Origin of the sequence: Granulibacter bethesdensis CGDNIH1, assembly GCF_000014285.2 — a bacterium.
Lineage (GTDB): Bacteria > Pseudomonadota > Alphaproteobacteria > Acetobacterales > Acetobacteraceae > Granulibacter > Granulibacter bethesdensis.
In genome coordinates this window covers 2,576,050-2,597,500 of the sequence record NC_008343.2, presented here as the reverse complement: position 1 = coordinate 2,597,500, position 21,451 = coordinate 2,576,050, and the positions used below count along the sequence as shown (strand labels likewise).

The window sequence follows — 21,451 nt, the reverse complement described above, 5'->3', positions numbered from 1 at the left end:
GCAGCCATCCTTTAAAGAAAGCGTAATAGCTCACTGGTCTAATAGAAATCCTGCGCCGAAAATGTAACGGGGCTCAAGCCACACACCGAAGCTGCGGGTGTAGAGTGATCTACGCGGTAGCGGAGCGTTCCGTAGGCCTGTGAAGGGAGATGGGGTGACCCCTCCTGGAGGTATCGGAAGTGCGAATGCTGACATGAGTAGCGACAAACAGTGCGAGAAACACTGTCGCCGAAAGTCCAAGGGTTCCTGCGCAAGGTTAATCCACGCAGGGTGAGCCGGCCCCTAAGGCGAGGGCGAAAGCCGTAGTCGATGGGAATCAGGTGAATATTCCTGAGCCTGCTGGAAGTGACGAATGTGAAGCGTTGTGGGGACTTACTGGATTGCCCCTGCAGCCGGATCGTTCCAGGAAATAGCTCCAGCGAATAGACCGTACCCGAAACCGACACAGGTGGACTGGTAGAGCATACCAAGGCGCTTGAGAGAACGATGTCGAAGGAACTAGGCAAATTGCTTGCGTAACTTCGGGATAAGCAAGACCCATGTCCGGGCAACCGGGTGTGGGTGGCACAGACCAGGGGGTAGCGACTGTTTAGTAAAAACACAGGGCTCTGCGAAGTCGAGAGACGACGTATAGGGTCTGACGCCTGCCCGGTGCCGGAAGGTTAAGAGGAGGTGTGCAAGCACTGAATTGAAGCCCCGGTAAACGGCGGCCGTAACTATAACGGTCCTAAGGTAGCGAAATTCCTTGTCGGGTAAGTTCCGACCTGCACGAATGGCGTAACGACTTCCCCACTGTCTCCGGCATCGGCTCAGCGAAATTGAATTCCCCGTGAAGATGCGGGGTACCCGCGGTCAGACGGAAAGACCCTATGAACCTTTACTGCAGCTTTGCAGTGGCACCAGGAAAATGCTGTGTAGGATAGGTGGGAGGCTTTGAAGCATGGGCGCTAGCTTGTGTGGAGCCAACCTTGAAATACCACCCTGCGTTTTTCTGGTGTCTAACCGAGACCGGTAAGCCCGGTCCGGGACCCTGCATGGCGGGCAGTTTGACTGGGGCGGTCGCCTCCCAAATGGTAACGGAGGCGCGCGATGGTGGGCTCAAGCCGGTCGGACATCGGCTGTTGAGTGCAATGGCATAAGCCCGCCTGACTGCGAGAGCGACAGTTCGAGCAGAGACGAAAGTCGGCCATAGTGATCCGGTGGTCCCGCGTGGAAGGGCCATCGCTCAACGGATAAAAGGTACTCTAGGGATAACAGGCTGATCTCCCCCAAGAGTCCACATCGACGGGGAGGTTTGGCACCTCGATGTCGGCTCATCACATCCTGGGGCTGGAGCAGGTCCCAAGGGTTCGGCTGTTCGCCGATTAAAGTGGTACGTGAGCTGGGTTTAGAACGTCGTGAGACAGTTCGGTCCCTATCTGCCGTGGGTGTTGGAGACTTGAGAGGATCTGTCCCTAGTACGAGAGGACCGGGATGGACGCACCTCTGGTGCACCGGTTGTCGCGCCAGCGGCACAGCCGGGTAGCTATGTGCGGACGGGATAACCGCTGAAAGCATCTAAGCGGGAAACCCACCTCAAAACCAGGTCTCCCTGAGGGCCGTGAAAGACCATCACGTCGATAGGCCAGGTGTATACGTGCGGTAACGCACTCAGCTAACTGGTCCTAATAGCCCGATAGGCTCAAGAACTTCCATCATGCACAGAAGTCATCCACACATGACAAACAGCACATCCTAAAAAACACCAGAACATCCCATCACAACACCACCCAAAAAGGTGGGTTGGACGACCTGGTGGCTATGGCGGGGAAACTACACCCGATCCCATCCCGAACTCGGACGTGAAATGCCCCAGCGCCCATGGTACTGCATCTCAAGATGCGGGAGAGTAGGTCGCCGCCAGGTCTTCCAACCCACCCCTCACGCTACCTACCACCACAAACGCGGGGTGGAGCAGCCCGGTAGCTCGTCAGGCTCATAACCTGAAGGCCGCAGGTTCAAATCCTGCCCCCGCAACCATCTCAAATCAACATACTAATATAATACACAAAGCCGATCCCCAATTCCTAAAGGGGACCGGCTGCACATGCGTTCAAGCAAAATACGCGGCAGAAATCGCTGCCGTCGGTAATAGCGGGACGGTGGCATGTAGTCGCCCGGCTTCCGAGCCGCTGAGTAATACCAGCCACTGAAAAAACTGTTTTACTGCTGCTGAAAACCGGCTGCTCGCAAAGAGCGGGCGCGCATCAAAATCTTGTTTTCGATTTCGGTAACGGTTTCCCTGTCGACGGGTGCTTCTTCCCATTGTCCACCCTTCTGCACCTGCCGGAACAGGGAGACGCGCACACCATCGCTGCGCATCACCGGGCTGAGGATATAGGCCGTCACCTTGAACCGCTCGCCGGGGGAAGAGGGGGGCTGATACCAGTTGGTGATGATGACCCCACCATACGGATCAGCGGATTTCAGGGACATGAAGGACAGCGTGTCGAGCGTCGCGCGCCACAGAAAAACATTCACTTCCTGCCCGGGCTTGGCCCCATTGCTGACGCTCTGTGCGGCCGCCTGATTTTGTGGATCGGTAAAATCCTTGCTTTCGTTTTCCTGACTGCTGCAAGCGCTCAGCAGCAGAAGAGCGGAAACGGCGATGGCTGAACGGTAGGATAAAGACATGTCGTATTCCGGAACGGTAAGGACCGATAATGGGCAGGCAACAAGATGCGGTCCATGCCCTATTACCGTCAGAGCAGACGCAGGCCAAGCCATCCCTGCTTCACGATTCCTCATACGATTGTTGCGCCAGATTACGTCAGTAGAGAGCGGTGCCGTCAGTGCCTTGCATGCAGGGCACCAATAGCCCCCACATTCAGGATGCCGCTCATGCGGAGTAAAGCGGTATGGCGGCCTTCTATTCCACCCAGAGCGGCAATGTATGGCGGGTTGTGAAGACTGCGGCCAGCCATACGGACAAGCCGATTCCAGTGTCCGGCCCCCAGAGCGGCTGTCCCCGGATGGCTTTCCGTCGGCAGAAACGGAGAGAAGAAAATCAGGCCAGCGCCCAGACGGTGTGCACGGCGTATCTCGGGGATTGTATGGGCAGAGGCGGTGATTATCGGTCGGCCTTGCAAGCCAGCGGGCAAGCCAGCGGGAAGACAGGTGGAAGCCTTGTCGGCTCTGTTGGCTAATAATCTGCCGCCGCGTCGATGGGGTTGCGTCCACATCGGCAGGCCCCCGGGGATGCAGCCAGAGACGCTCAAAATCAGCCGCCGGGCACGGCAGAGCCGGATGACCTGACGTAACAGAGTTGCCCGTACGGTGTCAGGCAGGGCATCATGGCGAAAGACGACGCCGCATAATCCGCGCGGCAACCGGGCGATGTCAGGGCGTGGATCGGGTACGCGGCGATGATCTGTGAACAGCCAGAGGGGCGGTGGTGCGTTGCGGGGGGCTTTGGCCTTGACGGCGCGCGCCCAGGCAATGAGCTTTTGGTCCATGTCCTTGCAATCTTACGCTGATACTTCTCTCTCAGACCAGCAGCCTGACCTTATGAGCGCTGCTTTGGCCAATATTCGGGCGCGGATCGATGCGGCGGCGCGTCGTGCCGGGCGTGATCCGCAGACGGTGACGCTTGTCGCGGTTTCCAAAACGCATGGTCCTGACGCGGTGGCGGCGGCGCGCCGGGCAGGGCAGAGCGTGTTCGGGGAAAACAAGGTGCAGGAGGCTCTGACGAAGTTCCTGCCGCTGCGTGACGAAGCCGATCCTCCTACCCTTCACCTGATTGGCGGCCTTCAGACCAACAAGGCCCGGGAGGCGGTGCGTGTTGCCGATGTGATCGAAAGTCTGGACCGTCCGCGTCTGGCCGATGCACTGGCATTGGCCGCGGAGAAGGAGAAGCGTCTGCCCCGCCTGCTGGTGCAGGTGAATGTCGGGGATGAGCCGCAAAAATCCGGTATCCCCACGCGGGAGGCTGATTCGTTTATCGAGATGTGCCGGCATCGTTTCGGGGATGCCTTATGCGGCGTGATGGGGATTCCGCCGGCGGATGTCGATCCGGATCCCTATTTTTTATGGCTGGCGGCAGCAGCAGCGCGCCATGGATTGCCGGTTATTTCCATGGGCATGTCAGGTGATTTTGAGCAGGCCATTGCCAACGGAGCAACGCATGTGCGAATCGGAACAGCCATTTTCGGTGCCCGGCCCCGCCCATCTGCGGCGGAACACTCTTCTCCGTCCGTGCCGGATGGCGGATATCTTTAAACGCCCATTCTTCATGAGACCCATTCTTCATGAGAATCGGGCATATTGACCGGCACGTCCTGTGCCATCGACTGAATTCTCGACTGGACGACGGCTTGAACGGGGAAATGATATAATGTCGGCGGCGGAAAAACTGGCGGCTGACGAAAAAAAGCCCATTGGCCAACCCACTGGTCAACCCACTGGCCTTGTCATGTTGCTGGGTGCGCTGGGGGTGGTGTTCGGTGATATCGGGACCAGCCCGCTTTACGCCTTCAAGGCGGCTTTGTTGCATTTTCAGGATGATGGGTCCGTCATTAACAGGCTGGAAGTCTATGGCGTGCTGTCCATGGTCTTCTGGTCCCTGGTCTTGATCGTCACGGTCAAATACGTGCTGCTGGTGATGCGGGCCGATAATCAGGGGGAGGGGGGTATCCTGTCTCTGATGGCGCTGGCCCAGCGTGTCGCCAATCCGGGACGCATGCGGTACTGGCTGGGTATGACAGGAATCATTGGCGCCTGTCTGTTCTTCGGGGATGGCGTCATTACCCCTGCGATTTCAGTTCTGTCGGCAGTGGAAGGGTTGGAGATCACCTATCCCGCCATGAAGGACTACGTGTTGCCGATTGCGTCCGTCGTGATCGTGGCGCTGTTTATGGTGCAATGGCGCGGGACCAGCATCATGGGCCGCGTGTTTGGTCCGATCATGGCGGTCTGGTTTCTTCTGATCGGATTGCTGGGTCTGCTGGCGATCCTGCATCACCCAAAGGTGTTACTGGCGCTGTCCCCCGGTTATGCGGGGCTGCTGCTGATCCAGCACAGGCTGTTGGCTTTTATTGTGCTCGGTTCCGTCGTGCTGGCTGTGACGGGGGCAGAGGCATTATATGCCGATATGGGGCATTTCGGTGGCCGGCCCATCAAGCAGGCCTGGCTATGGATCGTGTTGCCGGCCCTGACGTTGAATTATTTCGGACAGGGTGCCCTGATCCTGCATGATATCAAGGCACTGGATAATCCTTTTTTCCTGCTGACACCGCATTGGTTGCGCCTGCCGATGGTGTTGCTGGCTACGGCTGCGACTGTGATTGCCAGTCAGGCGATGATTTCAGGCGCGTTCTCCATGGCACGGCAATGCGTCCAGCTGGGTTTTCTGCCGCGTATGACGGTGCGCCATACCAGTGAGACGGAGCAGGGGCAGATCTATGTGCCGCAGGTCAACAGCGCCTTGCTGATCGGAGTGCTGGCGCTGGTTCTGACCTTTCGCACCAGTGACAATCTTGCGGCGGCTTATGGTATCGCCGTGACGGGAACGTTTCTGTGTACGGGTATTCTGGCCGTGGTCGTGTTCCGCCGTCAGTTCGGTTGGAGCCGGCGCAGTGTTATGGTTGTGTTTGGCTTTTTCTTCCTGTTGGACAGCCTGTTTTTCGCCTCCAACATGCTGAAGATCCCGCAGGGTGGTTATGTGCCGCTGGTGTTGGGCGGGTTGCTGATGGCGATGATGACCAGCTGGAGCGCGGGGCGTCGTCTGCTGATGAGCAGATGGAGGCAGGACAGCCTGCCGCTGGCTTCCTTTCTGGCGCGCCTGCCTCAATCGCGGATTCTGCGTGTGCCGGGAACGGCTGTGTTCCTGACCGGCAATCCGGATTATGTGCCAGGTGCGTTGCTGCATAACCTGAAGCACAACAAGGTGCTGCATGAGCGTGTCCTGTTCCTGACCGTGAAGACGCTCGATCAGCCTGAAGCCGGGCCGGATCAGCATCTGGAAGTCGAGGAGCTGGCAGAGAATGTCTATCGTGTGATCATACGCTATGGCTTCAAGGAAAGCCCGAACATTCCCCGTGATCTCGATGCGCTGCGGGCGCGGGGTGTGCCGGTGGAATCGATGCAGGTTTCGTATTTCTTCGGCCGGGAAACCATTGTGGCCGGGAAAGCGCCTAAAATGCCGCTCTGGCGTCTGTGGCTGTTCCTGGTGATGGCCCGCAATGCGGTGCCGGCGACGGAGTTCTTCCGCATCCCCAGCGATCGTGTGGTGGAGCTGGGGGTTCGGGTTCCGATCTGATCGAGCAGGCGGCTTTTAACGGAGCGAGAGCAACCGGGTGTAGAGCGCGACATAGGCTGTGCTTCGCAAGGTCCAGCTGCTATCTGTTTCCATGCCGCGATGCTGAAGCCGCTCCCATATTTCGGCCTGATGGAACAGCCGGATGGCGCGGGAGAGCGGTTCGATCAGACTATCTTCTCCGTCCGGCTGGAACATCAGTCCGGTCGCAACGCCTGCCTCACAGGCGGCGGTATTGGCGTCGATGATGGTGTCTGCCAGGCCCCCCACGCGGGATACGATGGGAACCGCGCCGTAACGCATCGCGTAAAGCTGGGTCAGACCGCATGGTTCGAAACGTGAGGGGATCAGCATGGCATCGGCGCCGCTGAAAATCTGGCGGGACAGGGCCTCGTCATATCCTGAAAAGACGGCAATCTGCCTTGGATGAGTTTGCGCCGCTTGTAACAATCCCTGTTCCAGCCCTTTGTCTCCACTGCCCAGCACGACCAGCTGAGCCTGTTGCGAGATCAGGAAAGGCAGAGCATTCAGAACCAGATCAATCCCTTTCTGGCCGGTCAGGCGGCTGACAATGCCGAAGAGCGGGCCTGCTGAGGAATCCAATCCAAACCGCGTGCGCAGGGCCTCACGATTGATGGTCCGGTGTTCCAGGCTGTGACGGTCGAAATGGGCTTTCACATGCGGATCATGGGCCGGATTCCATTCGGTCATGTCGATGCCGTTCAGCAGGCCGTTGAGCACGGCGGCGCGGTCGCGCAGCAATCCTCCCAGCCCCATGCCCCCGGTATCGGTCTGGATTTCGCGGGCATAGCTCGGGCTGACGGTGGTCAGCGCATCGGCATAGTGCAGCCCGGCTTTGAGCAGTCCGATCTGGCCGTAATACTCCACCCCATCCACCGAGAAACTGTCGGGCGGCAGCAGCAGGGCGGCCAGACGATCCCGTGGGACAACGCCCTGAAAAGCCAGATTATGGATGGTAAAAAGGACGGGTGGTCTTGGTGAGGCTTCCGACAGAGCCAGATAGGCGGGGACAAGCCCGGCCTGCCAGTCATGAGCATGCACGATATCCGGCGTCCAATCCGGCAGAATACCAAGGGCGATATCGGCTGCCGCCCGGCAGAAAGCCGCAAAGCGCTCGGCATTATCGGCCCAGTCCCGCCCGTTGGCATCCGTATAAGGGCCGCCGGGACGGTCATAGAGATGTGGTGCATCCAGCAGATACAGGGTCAGTCCACCGGTGAGGCGGGCCTCAAGAATACTGGCTGCTCCACCGAACAGATCGGCGTAATGATGAACCGGACGGGTCTCCGGCCTTTGCCTTAACCCGGCATAAGCAGGCAGCAGGGTACGCATATCCACATCATGCTCGGCGAGCGCGGCTGGAAGTGCTCCGGCAACATCAGCCAGCCCTCCGGTCTTGATCCATGGATAGGCTTCCGAAGCCACATTCAAAACACGCATCTGGACAGGAACCGATCAGAACAGGGAAAACGATCAGCCGAGCCGGTCAATCATGGGCTGGGTAATCAGGCAGATGCCTTTTTCGGTGCGGCGGAACCGTTTCGCGTCCAGCTCGGGGTCTTCACCGACGACCAGCCCTTCCGGAATACGCACGCCCCGATCCACCACGGTGTTCCGTAACCGTGCGCTGCGGGCGATATCGGCATAAGGCAGTACAACGGTGCCGTGCAGCTGTGAGAAGGAGTGCACGCGACAGCCGGTGGAGATCAATGATCGGCTGAGCGAGGCCCCGGAAACGATGCATCCGCCCGCGACGAGACTGTCCACGGCCATGCCGCGCCGTCCCACATCGTCATAGACGAATTTCGCGGGCGGGCTGATCTCGTTATAGGTCCAGATTGGCCAGCCTGAATCATACAGATCAAGCGTCGGCACGACATTGGTCAGATCGAGATTGGCCTGCCAGTAGGAATCCAGCGTCCCGACATCCCGCCAGTAAGCCTCTGCTGTTTTGCTGCTGCGGACACAGGAATCACTGAAGCGATGCGCGATGGCGGTGCCGTTTTCAACCAGATCCGGAATGATGTCCCCGCCGAAATCGTGTTTTGAGTCAGGATCGGCGGCGTCGCGGCGCAGAACATCGAACAGGAATTTCGTTTTGAAAACATAGATGCCCATGCTGGCAAGGGCTATGTCGGGCTGTCCCGGCATGCCGGGCGGATCGGAGGGTTTTTCCAGAAACGCTGTAATCCGACCCGTATCATCCACCTGCATGACGCCGAAGCCGGTGGCTTCCTCTCGCGGGACTTCGATGCAGCCGACGGTCACATCGGCCTGACGCTCCACATGTTGGTGGAGCATGATTTCGTAATCCATCTTGTAAATATGATCACCCGCCAGAATGATCATGTATTCCGGCTCATATCCCGCGATGATGTCCAGATTCTGATACACTGCGTCGGCGGTGCCTTCATACCACTGGGTTTCGCTGACACGCTGGCTGGCAGGCAGGATATCGAAGCCCTCATTACGCTCGGGACGGAAGAAATTCCATCCACGCTGCATGTGCCTTATCAGCGAATGGGCTTTGTACTGGGTGGCGACCCCGATGCGGCGGATGCCGCTATTGACCGCGTTGGACAGGGCGAAATCAATGATGCGTGATTTGCCGCCAAAATAAACGGCCGGTTTCGCCCGTGTATCCGTCAGCTCCAGCAACCGGGAGCCACGCCCCCCCGCCAGGACATAAGCCATTGTGCTGCGGGCGATGCTGCTGGTACCGCTCATGCTGATAGTTCCTGGACCTGAATTGCAGGGGCAAGGCGTCAGTCGATCATGAAACTGTAGAAGGTCTGCCACGATCCGCACAGGGTGGATGCAGGGAATGATCGAACATTATTCTGTGCGTCATTTTCACATCTTCCCTGTTGCTCTCTTTACAGGGATGGAGCCGCCATTCGGCATGGCTGCGGCACTGCCTGAAAGATAACGAACGCATCATGACAGTTTACCGCGATCGCATGGGTGCCGTTGCCATGGTGCTCAGATTTTTATTCCGTCATTGGGGTCGGCAATGGCGGATGGTGCTGCTGACGGCCCTGACGATGATGGCGGGAACCATTGCCGATCTGGGGCTGCCGGTTTTGTCCGGCTGGCTGGTGGATGCCATATCGACCGTTCCTGATGCAGGGTTGCGACCTTGGGGTCCATGGACGATTCTGGTCATGATGGGATTGCTGGGGGCTCTGGTCGTCGGTGCGCGCCATGTTTCGTTTGTAGGGATCACGGCTCTGACGCTGCGCCTGATGGAGCAGATTGCGGCCGATGCATTTTATCGCGTGCAGCGTTTTTCCACGGACTGGCACGCCAATAATTTCGCAGGCTCGATTGTCCGGAAAGTCACGCGTGGAATCTGGGCGGTCGATCTGCTGAACGATACCTTGCTGACCTCGCTGTTGCCGGCTCTGACGATTCTGGTCGGCTCCGCGCTGCTGCTGGGCTGGTACTGGCCGGGGATGGGGCTGTCAGTCGGGATCGGCGCCATTTTCTATATCGGGCTGTCGGTTGCTTTGTCCTTGCTTTGTGTGGCCCCTGCGGCCCGCCTGTCCAACCGTCAGGATACAAGGATGGGAGGGGCCATGGCGGATGCTGTGACCTGCAATGCCGTCGTCAAAGCCTTCGGTGCGGAAGCGCGGGAGGACAGGGTGCTGGGCAGGATCCTCACCAAATGGCGGCAGCGCACCCGACGCACCTGGATATACGGGACCAATAGCGGCTCGGCGCAGATGCTGGTGCTGCTGGTCTTACGGACGGTGATTATCGGTTACGCCATTGTGCTGTGGTCACGGGGACAGGCGACAGCGGGCGATGTGACCTTCGTGATGACGGCCTATTTCGTGGTGCATGGCTATCTGCGGGATATCGGGCAGCATGTCGCCAATCTCCAGCGCTGCGTGAATGAGATGGAGGAGCTGGTGGAAATGCAATCCCATCCGCTCGGTGTGGAGGACCGTCCCGGAGCCGTACTCTTGCGGGCCGGTCGGGGAGAAATCATGTTCGATCATGTGACGTTCCGCTATGGCAGTCACACCACACCCCTGTTTGAAGATTTTTCCCTGCGCATCGCAGCGGGGGAGCGGGTGGGGCTGGTCGGACATTCCGGATCCGGCAAAAGCAGCTTCGTCAAGCTGTTGCAGCGTCTGTATGACGTCACCGATGGCCGCATTCTGGTGGATGGTCAGGATATTGCCACCGTGACTCAGTCGTCCTTGCGCGGTCAGATGGCATTGGTCCCGCAGGAGGCTGTGCTGTTTCATCGGTCTCTGGCTGAAAACATTGCCTATGCCCGTCCCGGTGCCTCCATGGAGGAGATCATGCAGGCGGCCCGGCTGGCAAATGCCGATGCGTTCATTCGCGCCCTGCCACAAGGGTATCGCACCATGGTGGGAGAGCGCGGTGTCAAGCTGTCAGGAGGTGAGCGCCAGCGTGTTGCGATTGCCCGCGCCTTTCTGGCCGATGCTCCGGTGTTGATTCTGGATGAGGCAACGGCCAGCCTCGATTCCGAGTCGGAGGCGCTGATCCAGCAGGCGATGGAGCGGCTGATGGCCGGTCGAACCTCGATCGTGATTGCGCATCGGCTTTCCACTGTTCGGTCGATGGACCGGATTCTGGTGTTCGATCATGGCCGGATTGTCGAGGAAGGCACTCATGACAGTCTGATCCAGCGAGAGGGCGGGCTGTATCGCAGGCTGTTCGAACGGCAGGCGATGGGGCTGGTACAGGAGATGTCCTGACGGAGGCTCATGTGTGCATCTGGTCCATCAGGCTGGCGACCGTATTGCGCAGCCAGCGATGGGCCGGATCATTGTCATAGGAGCTGTGCCACAACATCGAGAGGCGAAACGGTGCCAGTTCAAAAGGCAACGGGCTGACGCACAGCCCGTGTGCCGAGGCGGCCGAGCGTGCCAGCGTTCCCGGCAGGGTCGTAATAACCGGCGCCCCCCGCAACACATAAGGCACGGAGAGAAAATGCGGTGTGGTCATCACGATGGTCCGCGTCCGCCCCAGCAGGGACAGCGCATCATCCGCCACCCCATGGAAGATGCCGCGCAGGCTGACCAGCACATGCGGCAGGGAGGCATATTGGTCCAGCGTGATCGGTCCCTCTAGCGTAATCTGCTTTGGATCGTACAGGCACAGATAGGAATCCGGTGCGAAATTGCGCCGTTTATGAACGTTGCCACCATGGCGGAAAACGCCGATGCCCATATCCAGCTCATCACGATCCAGTGCTTCCAGCACGCGCAGACCATCGGTGAAGATCGCCTGGATACGCATGCCGGGAGCCTCTTTCAGCATCATGTCCAGCAAAGGCGGCATCAGCAGGCTCTCGATATTATCGGCCAGTCCGATCCGCCAGATGCGCTCGGCCGTGGCGGGGGTGAAGCTGCGGGTGGTCAGCAGCTTGTCCTGCACAGTCCAGAGCAGATTGCGGACTGTATCGGCAATCGCACGGGCGCGGGGCGTTGGCTCCATGCCGGAGGGGGTGCGGACGAATAATTCATCCTGCAAGGCTTCGCGCAGCCGGGCGAGATTATGACTCATCGCCGATTGCCCGACCCCGATGCATTCGGCAGCTTTGGTCACGCTGCGCTCGGTATAGATCGCATCGAAGGCGGTCAGGAGGTTCAGATCAAGGCGGGATAGATTACGATGAACGATGGACATTATGATAAGGATCGATTGGATTAATACTGTAAGAAGGATCACATTCTCTTTGCAAGGCCGGCACGGGGCCGGCTTCTCGCTGAGAAGGTCCTCGTTCCATGAAAACATCCATTCTGATGCGTTGTCCCACCCCAATCCGGGCCGCTGCCCTGATGCTGTCCGGTCTGGTTCTGGCGGCCCTGATCATGATCGCTTCCGCCAATCATGCGCATGACGCAGCCTGCGGGGTGACGACGGCCGCTGTTGCCTGCACGCTCTGACCAGATCAACCCATAACAAAAAACGGGCCTCTCGCGAGGCCCGTTTCCTGTTCAACATCATGCCGAAGCCTGAGATCAGGCGTTCCCGACCGTTTCCTGCTGCTGCTGGGCACGACGTGCCTGCCACAGGGCGACGAAGTCGATCGGCTGAAGCTGGACCGGCGGGAAACCGCCTTCGCGTGTGACGGTCGCTAGGATCGTGCGGGCGAAGGGGAACAACAGACGGGGGCATTCGACCAGCAGCACCGGTTCGATGCTTTCATCCGGGATACCGTTCAGCGTGAACACGCCACCATAGGACAGCTCGGCGATGAAGACGGTATTGGCCTTTTCTTCGCCTTCAACCCGCTCGACGGCCTCTGCACGGATGGCGAGGACGACTTCGTAGATGTGAGCCTGTTCTTCCAGACGGCGAACCTGAACATCCAGATTCAGATCAACCTGCGGCTGCGTACGCAGGGCTGCGAAAATCTGCGGTGCGCCCGGGACTTCAAAAGAAAGATCTTTCACATACTGGACATTGACCACGAGCGGCGGACCTGCCTGCGGGCCAGTGCTGGCGGTGTTTTCGGTTACGGCCTCGTCCTGCACGTCCTCGTCAGTCGTATCGTCAATGTCAGCCATCTGGTATCTCCAAGGCTCTTAAATGATTAATAGAGCAATATCACATTCAAAAAGCAGGCGCCAGCATAAGACGGCCTTAAACAAAAGTCATGTTTATGCCGACCAGATAATTGTATCTGGTCCTGCCTGACGTGGATCGCAGCGTATCCATTCACCATTTGTTAATGATTGCCCTGTCATCGACAGAATAAAACCCCAATGGGTGACAACAAGCGTATTTTCCCACCCTGTGATGGCAGCCATTTCTGCCCGAAAACGTCCGGCCCGCGCGAGGATTGACGCTTCGCTTTCCGTTAAGGAGGGCCACCAGATTTCATCAAGCTGAGAGAAATCATGTTCGGGCCAGTCCTTCGCCAGATGGCTGGCAGGGGTACCGACATCACAGGCAAAGGCGTAGCGTTCCCGGATCAGCGGCGTGATGATCAAAGGCAGCCCCAGATTCTGCGCAATGGGCCGTGCCGTTTGCAGGGTCCGGGTATAGGGGGACGCAAAGATGCGCTCGATGCCTTCCCCCGCAAGAGCCATGGCGGCGGCTTCAGCCTGTGCCAGCCCTGCCTCGGTCAGGACAGGGTCATGAATGCCCGGATCCTGGCGTGTGGCCGTGAAGTGAAGGTTGAACTCGCTCTGTCCATGGCGCAGCAAAATCATGCGTCCTGTATGGCCTGCGCGGCCAGCCGCGGCAATCGGGGATCGTGCTGACACGAAGAATTCTTTTTGACGGACCTTTTGTTTCCGGTCAGGCGATGGACTCTCCAGAGTCGGTTTTCTGATCAGGTAAGAAAGCCTGGAAGGACGAAGTCAGAAGATACAAAGGTTGTGTGGAGCGGCCTGCCCCCTTATCTGAATGAGCAGAAACCGTCTTTTGTATTTTAATGGCGCGATTGGATGGCAGGTATGGAGGCTATCAGGAACGGCGATATTCCCGTCGATCTGGTGTTGCTGGGGATGATAGCGGTTTTTCTGGTTCTGCGTCTTCGCAGTGTGCTGGGGCGACGTGTCGGGTTTGAACGCCCGGAGGTGCCGGCGAATCAAGGCCAGACCGGTAACCGGATACCCGGTTTGCCGGTTCGCCTGCGTCGGCCCGATGCCGCGGTGGCTGAAGCGCGGACTTATGTCCTGCCTGATGCATCCAGCCCGACCGGGCAGGTGCTTGCGCGCATGAAGGAGGTTGATCGCAGCTTTGATGCAGTGCGCTTCCTGAATAATGCGGAGCAGGCATTTCGCGTTATCGTGACGGCCTATGCGCAGGGTGAGCGTGAGGCGCTGCGTCCCCTGCTGACGGAGGCGACGTTTACGATTTTCTGTCAGGCCATTGATGCGCGCGAACAGGACGGGGCCCGGCAGCAGACGGAGATCCAGTCCATCAGGGATATCCGGATTGAAAATGCCCGGCTGGAGCAGACGCAGGCCGCTTTGACCATTCGTTTTGTCAGTGATCAGCATAATGTTATGCTTAACCGCACCGGGGAGCCGGTCGAAGGTGTCGAAGGGCTGACCGAAATTGTCGATGTCTGGACGTTTGAGCGGGATCTCGCCAGCCGTGATCCGACCTGGCGTCTGTCCGGCACAGACAATGCCTGAGACAGGTTAATGACAATATAATATGTGACCTTTCAGAAGGTTAAGGGGTTTTTTTCGAATACAACATGATGCATACTATGCAGTATGCAGATAAAATCCCTGTATGCGTTGTCTCTGATGGTGGTGCTGACCGCCTGTGCTCAAACGGGCCGTGTCAGCCAGCTTCAGCCTGTGGCACTGGATGATTTGCCGGGTTGGCAAACAGACCATGTGGCCCGTGGCGTTGCCGTTTTCGCCCGGGAATGCGACCGGCTGTTAAGCCTGCCGAACGATCAGACATTGGGGGGAGCCGCCGATCAGGCAGCCAGGCTGGGTGGACAGCCCGAACAGTGGCGCCCGGCCTGCAAGGCGGTGCAAGCCGTTCCCGAAGGAGATGAGCAAGCGGCAAGGGCCTTTGTGCAGCGTTATTTTCAGGCTTATGCCATCTCCTCTGCCCCCACGCTTTTCACGGGATATTATGAGCCGGAGGTAGAAGGCTCCCGTTCTCCGATCGGGCGTTACCGGACGCCCCTGCTGCGCCGCCCTGATGATCTGGTGTCGATGCCGGATCCGGCAGATCCAGGCGGGAAGTATCTGAGCGGCCGTATGGTCGGTGGGCAGCTGGAACCTTATTATACACGGGCGGAGATCGAGGCCGGTGCCCTGAAAAAGCAGCGTCTGGGTCTTGTCTGGCTGGCTGATCCGATTGACGCTTTTTTTCTGCAGATTCAGGGATCAGGCAGGGTGCGCTTGCCCGATGGACATGTGGTACGCGTGACCTATGCCGGTAAAAACGGCCGTCCTTATGTGCCGATCGGGAAAGTGCTGATCGAACGGGGTGAGATGACGGCGGATCAGGTCTCGGAAGCCTCCATCCGTGACTGGTTGCGCACTCATCCCGATCAGGCGCAGGAGATCATGAATGCCAATCCATCCTTTGTGTTTTTCCGTGAACTGACAGGAATGCCTGGCAATGAAGGGGCACCGGGAACGCTGGGGGTGCCGCTTAGTGCAGGACGTTCGGTGGCGGTGGATCGCCGTATCGTTCCGCTGGGCGCGCCGGTCTGGGTGGATACCACGGATCCGGGCGGCCAAAGCGCCCTTCAGCGCCTGATGGTGGCACAGGATACCGGTTCAGCCATTAGCGGGATGACGCGGGCGGATATTTATTTTGGCTATGGCCCGCAGGCCAAGGCGGTGGCAGGGCAGATGAACCGGCAGGGACGGCTTTATGTGCTGCTGCCAAAGTCAACCGAATAGAGCGGCCGCGTCATCCCTGATCAGCCCCCATGATCAGTCCCTTGGGCCGGGCGGTTTTCCCAGGCCTGCAGCAGTGTTTTAACCAGTTCATGGGAGGTGAAGGGTTTGCCCAACAGGCAGCTGTTTTGCTTCATCTCCGCCGGCAGGCCGGGAACATCCGCGTATCCGCTGGAAAAAATGATCCCGATAGAAGGATATCGTTTACGTGCCAGACAGGCCAGCTCAACACCGGACAGGCCCGGCAGGCTTATATCGGTGAACAGAATGTCGGGTGAATGGGTTTTTAGATAGCTCAGCGCTTCCTCGGCATTTTCCGCCTCGATCGGGCTATGTCCCGCTTCCTCCAGCAGGTCGATCAGGTTCATACGGATCAGCGGATCATCCTCGGTCACCAGAATGGTCCATTGTTGCTGCGGTGAGGCTGAGGAAAGGGAATGGCTGGAGGACAAGACATCACCGGCTGTCTGGAGGGAAGCTGTGTGCGGAAAAGACGGCGTGGAACGTGCGGTTATCAGTGCGGCACGGATGCTGTGGGCCAGCTTATCGCGTGAATAGGGTTTGTTCAGTAACTGAATCGGGTTGTCATCATCACGATGAACGGAGCTATCCGTATATCCTGATGTGAACAGGATGGCGGTTTCGGGCCGAAGCTGTCTGATCCTGACGGCAAGGTCGGTGCCTCGCATCGTTCCCGGCATGATGATGTCTGTGAACACCAGATCAATCCGGATCGTGCTGTCAAGAATCGCAAGGGCTTCGTCGGCATCGCGGGCGGTGAGAACGTTGTAACCCAGCTGACTGAGGGTTTCCTGCACGCTTTGCCGTACGGCGTCTTCGTCCTCGACCACAAGAATCGTTTCGTGTCCTTCCAGCATGGTATTATCCAGCGCCAGAAGGGGCGTATCCGACAGGCTGTCTTCTTCATCGGCGCGTGGCAGGATCAGGCTGATGGATGTACCGCGACCCGGGGCGGAATCGATCCGGATATCGCCCCCGCTTTGTTTGACGAAGCCGTATACCATCGACATGCCAAGTCCGGTGCCCTGACCTTCGGATTTGGTGGTGAAGAACGGCTCAAACACATGGGTGATGACATCGGGGGCCATGCCGCACCCCGTATCGGTGACGGTCAGCGTGACATAATCCCCCGGCTGTATTTCCAGAATCGAGCCGTTCTGGCTGGGCTTCACAACAGTGTTGGCCGTGGTGATGGTCAGGCTGCCATGGCCTTTCATTGCATCCCGTGCATTCAGGGTCAGGTTCAGGATGGCTGCCTCGATCTGTCCCCGATCAACGCGAATATTCCATGAGTCGGGAGCCGTATGGATTCTCAGTGTAATCCCGGCCCCCAAAGTGCGGAGCAGGATATCCTGCACTGTCTGTAGCAGCCGCGACGGGCTGACCGCTTGGGGAGACAGGGGCTGCCGCCGCCCGAATGCCAGCATCTGGGAGGCCAGACGGGAGCCGCGCTGCATCGCCTCCAGCGCGGAGGTCAGACGTCTGCGTTCAGCTGATGTTTCGGGCAGTTGCAGGATGGTCAGTTCCAGATTGCTGCCGATCACCTGAAGCAGATTGTTGAAATCATGGGCAACGCCACCCGCCAGACGACCGATCATTTCCATTTTCTGGGCCTGCCGCAGTCTGGTTTCTGAAATTTCCCGCTCGGCGATGGCGGCGGCAACTTTCTGTTCCAGGATCTTGGCCCGGTGCCGCTGCTCGCGCAGGGCAATGGCGGTGGTCAGGCCGGTGGAGACCAGATTGGCCACGAGCTGGAAAAAGCGATAATACTCCGCATCCGGTGGATAGAGCCTGCTTTTACCCACAATCAGCACACCGGCGATATGGTGCGTCACCTGAAGCGGAAGAATGGCCATCCGTTCCGCACTCAAAGCCGGCAGAGTGGGAAACAGTGCCCGTGACGGACCATAGACGGCATTCCCGCTGTCCAGAGCCGCCCTGATCAGGTTTTTCCAGGACTCTGAAGTGGCAACATCCTCCGCTGCCGGGAGGGTATGCTGTACAAGGGGAATACTCAGCGTTGCAGGCTGTGCACCGTACCAGCCGATGCAATCCAGCCGCTCGGGGGCTTCCCTGCGGATATAGAGAGCGGCATGCGGTATATCCTGTGTGCTTTCGCGCGCCAGAATATCCAGCGCCGAGGTCGCACAGTTTTCAACCGTGTTGCTGAGAATATTCAGGCTGATCGCCTGTAGGGTGCGCAGACGACGATCATCAATGACCCGTTGGGTGCGGTCGGCAACAATGCAGAAAACGGCTTCCACCGTTCCATCCGGACCATGAACGGGGCTGTAGGAAATATCGAAGAAAACTTCTTCCATGTACCCGTGCCGGTTGACCCTGAACGGATAGTTCTGGCCATACACCGTCTGGCCGGTCTCCATAACCGAGCGGAGCAGTGGTTCCAGCACATCCCAGATTTCCTGCCAGTTTTCCTGTGCCGGGCGACCGAGCGCACCCGGATGGTGACCCCCGATGGCAGGCGCGTAGGCATCGTTGTAAAGCGCGACCAGCTCCGGTCCGCAGAACATGGCGATCTGTGCTTTGGCATTGAGCATGAGCGCAACCGCATTCCGAAACGGTTCGGACCAGTTTTCGGGGGGACCGATCAGGGATGCGTCCCAGTCCATGGCGCGCAGATAAGTAATGATTTCTCCGGGGGCCGCATCGGGAAAAAGAACCGGGGCTGAATCGTCGCAGCCGGAGGAAGATTCAGGCAGGCACATGGGCATCCATTCTTTTCAAATACGATGACCGGGCCTGAATGAAGCTCAGGCCTGGCCGGCGGAAAAAGCAAAACCACACACGCACTTATGCCCAGGATCAGCGCTGCCCATGGCTGGATAATGCATTCACGCGGGTATCATGACGACGGTCAATTTAAAACGTCTTGATCGGGGCAGCACAATAAGCCGGTTAATCATTTCTGCTTACGCAGCAGGATGCGCACTGATCCGGTATTGGCGGCGTGGGGATAGGTTATGCCCAGCACCAGGGGACGCAGATGCGGGAGATTGATCCAGAGGGGAAGCTCCCGCCGGATCGCCCCGACGGTTTCACCTGATCCGGTCCGGCCACGCCCGGTAATGACCTCAATGCAGCGCAGCCCGTCCGTATGGGCGCGCAGCAGCATCGCCTCGAACGTATGATAGGCGTGTTGCAGGGTATGCCCGTGCAGATCCAGCGTCCGGGTTGCGCCCAGTCGCCCGTTGCGGAACCGGTTCCATGTGCCGGTGTCCACCCCCGGAGGCTGCGCCCCGGCTGGCAGAGGAAAAAGCTGGGCGAAGGTGGGTGCCCCGGCCCCGGATTCAGTCTGGCGGAAGGATGGAGCGGCAACGGGGCCGTGCCTGGCGCTGTGTATCGGAGAGTCTGTGATGGCCGCTGCAGGAGGAATCGCATTCTCCCCATGTCCGGCTTTGCCGTGCAGCGGAATCACGGCCACGGTATAGCGTGTCCATTCCGTGCGCTCGGCCTCGCTCAGTTTCCGTGCGGAGCGACGGGAAGGAGGTCCGGGCCTGGTCAGCGCCTTGCCGGGCGTGACCGGAGGAACGTTGTAAGGCCGTTTAGCCATGCGGCGCGGATGGGGTATGCTGGCTGAACAGGATGATATGGATGTCACGAGGGCCGTGGGCGCCCAGCTCCAGTTGCTGTTCTATATCGGCGGAGCGGGATGGGCCTGTGATCAGCATGACGGAGCGTGGCATGGCTCCGATCTCCCTGCGCAGCAGATCCCATGCATCTTCGTAAGCGCCCACAATGCGTTCCACCGGCAGGACGGCAATGGCGGTTTCCGTCAGCACGTTGAGCGTGACCGGGCGCTCCGGCCCGGAGGGCATCATCAGGGTACCGGTTTCGGAGATCCCGGCAAAGGCATACTGGACCGAGACAGTTTCCGTTCCATGAACGCGGCCCCATCCCGTCTCCAGACCTGCCGCTGACCAGTCGAGGCTGTGCAGGGCAGGATGAGGCGCGACCGTCACGGCAGCGGGAAGGCCGCGTGAAGCCAGATAACGGGCGATGGCGGCAGGAATGTCTCTGAGGGAGGCGACTTCCTCGACGGTGCCGAATTCTTTCTGTACCCGCGTGATGAAATCGGTCCTGCGCTCTGCGGCTGGTTTCCGTGCGCGTTCGGGGATGGTGTGGCGCGGATGTGCCGCCAGCCGGGAGTCCAGCATGGCAGCCTGATCCGGTGGCAATACTCCGCGCCGCAGACCGCGCCGGATCGTGGCAAGGATGATCTCCTTTCCGGAAAGACTTCCTGATGCGCCCGCGCTCATGACACCGCCCTTTTCCGGGTCTTTCTTTGGTAGGCAGCCCATTGGGTAAAAAAGCTGGTCCCTTCCGGGGCAGGCATATCACGTCCGCCGGTCCAGCCGGAGGCCAGCGGCAGACGCCGGAACCGCCCGCTGCGTCTTCCGGCCAGGGACAGCAGCCGGGCAGCCAGACCGGTCGTCAGGCGATACAAAGCGGGGTGGCGGGCCAGAAAAGCCCAGATGGCCAGACCGCGACGTGAAGCTGAAGGGGTCAGATGGCGCTCGAATTCTCTTTCACGCCAGTGCCGCATCAGGCCCGGCAGAGGAATTTTGACGGGGCAGACGGATTCGCAGGCGCCGCAGAACGTGCTGGCATTCGGCAGCAGGGCGGCCTGTTCGATGCCGATCAGCCCGGGCGTCAGAACGCTGCCCATCGGTCCGGGATAGACCCAGCCATAAGCATGCCCGCCAACTGCCCCGAACACCGGACAGTGATTCATGCAGGCGGCACAGCGTATGCAGCGCAGCATGTCCTGAAATTCGGTTCCGATCATGGCGCTACGGCCGTTATCCAGCAGCACGACATGATATTCTTCCGGCCCGTCCAGATCGCCGGGCCGGCGCGCGCCGGTAGAGAAACTGGTATAGGCCGTCAGATCCTGACCGGTGGCGGAACGGCCAAGCAGCCGCAGCAGCGTCATCGTGTCCTCCAGCGTCGGCACGACTTTCTCGATGCCGGTCAGCACGATATGGACACGCGGCAGTGTCTGGCTGAGATCGCCATTGCCTTCATTAGTGACGATGACGGAACTGCCGGTCTCGGCAATCAGAAAATTGGCCCCGGTGATGCCGACATCCGCCTCCAGAAACCGGCGCCGCAGCACGGTGCGGGCTTCGCGCATGATGTCCTGCCGGCTCTCAAAGGCCCGATCGGCGGGGAGATGCTGATGGGCTTCACGGAACCGGTTTTCCCAGTCATCGCGGTTCAGGTGAAAGGCGGGGGCAACGATATGGCTGGGGGCTTCATCGGCCAGTTGCAGCACATATTCGCCCAGATCGGTTTCTACGACCGACAACCCGTCCTGCTGAAGAAAATCGTTCAGGGCGATTTCCTCGCTGACCATCGACTTGCCCTTGACCACGCGCCGGGCACCCACACGGCGGCAGATATCCAGAATGGTCCGGCAGGCATCCTCGGCGGTGGGTGCCCAATGCACATGGCCGCCCGATGCCCCGACCTGTGCGGCATAGCGTTCCAGATAAAAATCCAGATTCGTCAGCGTATGATTGCGGATATCGCGGGCCGTGTTGCGCAGCGTTTCGAATTCGGGCAGCGCTTCCCTGGCCCGGGCGCGCCCACCGGTAAAGCGCGGGCGTACCTGTTTCAGCGCCTGTTGCAACCGCTGATCAGCAAGGGCAGAGGCCGCATTATCCTTGAAGATGGCCGAGCGGGCCTGCATCTGGCTGTCCTCCTGCGCTGCCTTCGCGTTTCTCCC

Annotated in this window: 17 protein-coding genes, 1 tRNA gene and 2 rRNA genes (1 of these 20 cut by a window edge); 9 read left to right on the top strand and 11 right to left on the bottom strand. The window is 59.2% G+C overall.

Annotation, left to right across the window (positions count from 1 at the left end):
• The 3 genes from GBCGDNIH1_RS24230 to GBCGDNIH1_RS24220 all read left to right on the top strand — a co-directional run.
• Positions 1-1,689, top strand: a 23S ribosomal RNA gene (locus GBCGDNIH1_RS24230); it begins 1,049 nt to the left of the window's first position.
• 101 nt (positions 1,690-1,790) lie between these two features.
• Positions 1,791-1,905, top strand: a 5S ribosomal RNA gene (rrf, locus tag GBCGDNIH1_RS24225).
• A gap of 37 nt (positions 1,906-1,942) precedes the next feature.
• Positions 1,943-2,019: transfer RNA gene (locus GBCGDNIH1_RS24220), tRNA-Met, on the top strand.
• Positions 2,020-2,202: 183 nt separating this feature from the next.
• On the opposite strand, the gene GBCGDNIH1_RS24215 is transcribed toward GBCGDNIH1_RS24220, so the two are convergent.
• The gene (locus GBCGDNIH1_RS24215) at positions 2,203-2,673 is read right to left on the bottom strand and encodes a DUF3576 domain-containing protein (protein ID WP_043453204.1); all 471 of its coding nucleotides are present in this window, start codon (positions 2,671-2,673) and stop codon (positions 2,203-2,205) included.
• A gap of 155 nt (positions 2,674-2,828) precedes the next feature.
• A complete protein-coding gene (locus GBCGDNIH1_RS24210; RefSeq protein WP_011633044.1) occupies positions 2,829-3,494 on the bottom strand; it encodes a thiamine phosphate synthase in 666 nt (221 codons plus the stop codon).
• Positions 3,495-3,546: 52 nt separating this feature from the next.
• On the opposite strand from GBCGDNIH1_RS24210, the gene GBCGDNIH1_RS24205 reads away from it, so the two are divergent.
• A complete protein-coding gene (locus GBCGDNIH1_RS24205) occupies positions 3,547-4,257 on the top strand; it encodes a YggS family pyridoxal phosphate-dependent enzyme (RefSeq protein ID WP_011633043.1) in 711 nt (236 codons plus the stop codon).
• Positions 4,258-4,372: 115 nt separating this feature from the next.
• A complete protein-coding gene (locus tag GBCGDNIH1_RS24200; protein WP_025287624.1) occupies positions 4,373-6,295 on the top strand; it encodes a potassium transporter Kup in 1,923 nt (640 codons plus the stop codon).
• Between the two features lie 15 nt (positions 6,296-6,310).
• Here the strand turns inward: GBCGDNIH1_RS24200 and glgA are convergent, their stop codons facing one another.
• Together glgA and glgC are read right to left on the bottom strand one after the other, a co-directional pair.
• Positions 6,311-7,753: a glycogen synthase GlgA gene (gene glgA / locus GBCGDNIH1_RS24195; protein WP_011633041.1), complete on the bottom strand. Its 1,443-nt coding sequence runs from the start codon at positions 7,751-7,753 to the stop codon at positions 6,311-6,313.
• 33 nt (positions 7,754-7,786) lie between these two features.
• On the bottom strand, positions 7,787-9,040 hold the full coding sequence (gene glgC / locus GBCGDNIH1_RS24190; RefSeq protein WP_025319829.1) for a glucose-1-phosphate adenylyltransferase: 1,254 nt from the start codon (positions 9,038-9,040) through the stop codon (positions 7,787-7,789).
• A gap of 212 nt (positions 9,041-9,252) precedes the next feature.
• On the opposite strand from glgC, the gene GBCGDNIH1_RS24185 reads away from it, so the two are divergent.
• Entirely contained in the window at positions 9,253-11,046 is a 1,794-nt protein-coding gene (locus GBCGDNIH1_RS24185) for an ABC transporter ATP-binding protein (RefSeq protein WP_011633038.1), read from the top strand.
• A gap of 7 nt (positions 11,047-11,053) precedes the next feature.
• On the opposite strand, the gene GBCGDNIH1_RS24180 is transcribed toward GBCGDNIH1_RS24185, so the two are convergent.
• The gene (locus GBCGDNIH1_RS24180) at positions 11,054-11,980 is read right to left on the bottom strand and encodes a LysR family transcriptional regulator (protein WP_011633037.1); all 927 of its coding nucleotides are present in this window, start codon (positions 11,978-11,980) and stop codon (positions 11,054-11,056) included.
• Between the two features lie 98 nt (positions 11,981-12,078).
• Here GBCGDNIH1_RS24180 and GBCGDNIH1_RS24910 point away from each other — a divergent pair, with 98 nt between their 5' ends.
• Entirely contained in the window at positions 12,079-12,240 is a 162-nt protein-coding gene (locus GBCGDNIH1_RS24910; protein WP_157692036.1) for a hypothetical protein, read from the top strand.
• 75 nt (positions 12,241-12,315) lie between these two features.
• Here the strand turns inward: GBCGDNIH1_RS24910 and secB are convergent, their stop codons facing one another.
• Positions 12,316-12,855 (bottom strand): protein-export chaperone SecB, encoded by a 540-nt coding sequence (gene secB, locus GBCGDNIH1_RS24175; protein WP_408874671.1) that lies wholly within the window; start codon positions 12,853-12,855, stop codon positions 12,316-12,318.
• A gap of 102 nt (positions 12,856-12,957) precedes the next feature.
• Entirely contained in the window at positions 12,958-13,512 is a 555-nt protein-coding gene (locus GBCGDNIH1_RS24170; protein WP_043453200.1) for a histidine phosphatase family protein, read from the bottom strand.
• 246 nt (positions 13,513-13,758) lie between these two features.
• Here GBCGDNIH1_RS24170 and GBCGDNIH1_RS24165 point away from each other — a divergent pair, with 246 nt between their 5' ends.
• Together GBCGDNIH1_RS24165 and GBCGDNIH1_RS24160 are read left to right on the top strand one after the other, a co-directional pair.
• Positions 13,759-14,445, top strand: coding sequence for a Tim44/TimA family putative adaptor protein (locus GBCGDNIH1_RS24165; RefSeq protein WP_043454639.1), 687 nt, complete (start codon positions 13,759-13,761; stop codon positions 14,443-14,445).
• 84 nt (positions 14,446-14,529) lie between these two features.
• Positions 14,530-15,684, top strand: a complete 1,155-nt coding sequence (locus GBCGDNIH1_RS24160; protein ID WP_011633033.1) for a murein transglycosylase A — start codon at positions 14,530-14,532, stop codon at positions 15,682-15,684.
• 20 nt (positions 15,685-15,704) lie between these two features.
• Here the strand turns inward: GBCGDNIH1_RS24160 and GBCGDNIH1_RS24155 are convergent, their stop codons facing one another.
• The 4 genes from GBCGDNIH1_RS24155 to GBCGDNIH1_RS24140 all read right to left on the bottom strand — a co-directional run bounded on the left by GBCGDNIH1_RS24155 (position 15,705) and on the right by GBCGDNIH1_RS24140 (position 21,415).
• Positions 15,705-18,428, bottom strand: coding sequence for a response regulator (locus GBCGDNIH1_RS24155; RefSeq protein WP_050748485.1), 2,724 nt, complete (start codon positions 18,426-18,428; stop codon positions 15,705-15,707).
• Between the two features lie 194 nt (positions 18,429-18,622).
• Positions 18,623-19,273, bottom strand: a complete 651-nt coding sequence (locus GBCGDNIH1_RS24150) for a Smr/MutS family protein (protein ID WP_011633031.1) — start codon at positions 19,271-19,273, stop codon at positions 18,623-18,625.
• Positions 19,266-19,979, bottom strand: coding sequence for a LutC/YkgG family protein (locus tag GBCGDNIH1_RS24145; RefSeq protein ID WP_011633030.1), 714 nt, complete (start codon positions 19,977-19,979; stop codon positions 19,266-19,268). Before GBCGDNIH1_RS24145 ends, GBCGDNIH1_RS24150 begins: the two co-directional genes overlap by 8 nt.
• Positions 19,976-21,415, bottom strand: coding sequence for a LutB/LldF family L-lactate oxidation iron-sulfur protein (locus tag GBCGDNIH1_RS24140; RefSeq protein WP_011633029.1), 1,440 nt, complete (start codon positions 21,413-21,415; stop codon positions 19,976-19,978). Before GBCGDNIH1_RS24140 ends, GBCGDNIH1_RS24145 begins: the two co-directional genes overlap by 4 nt.
• Between the last annotated feature and the right edge of the window lie 36 nt (positions 21,416-21,451).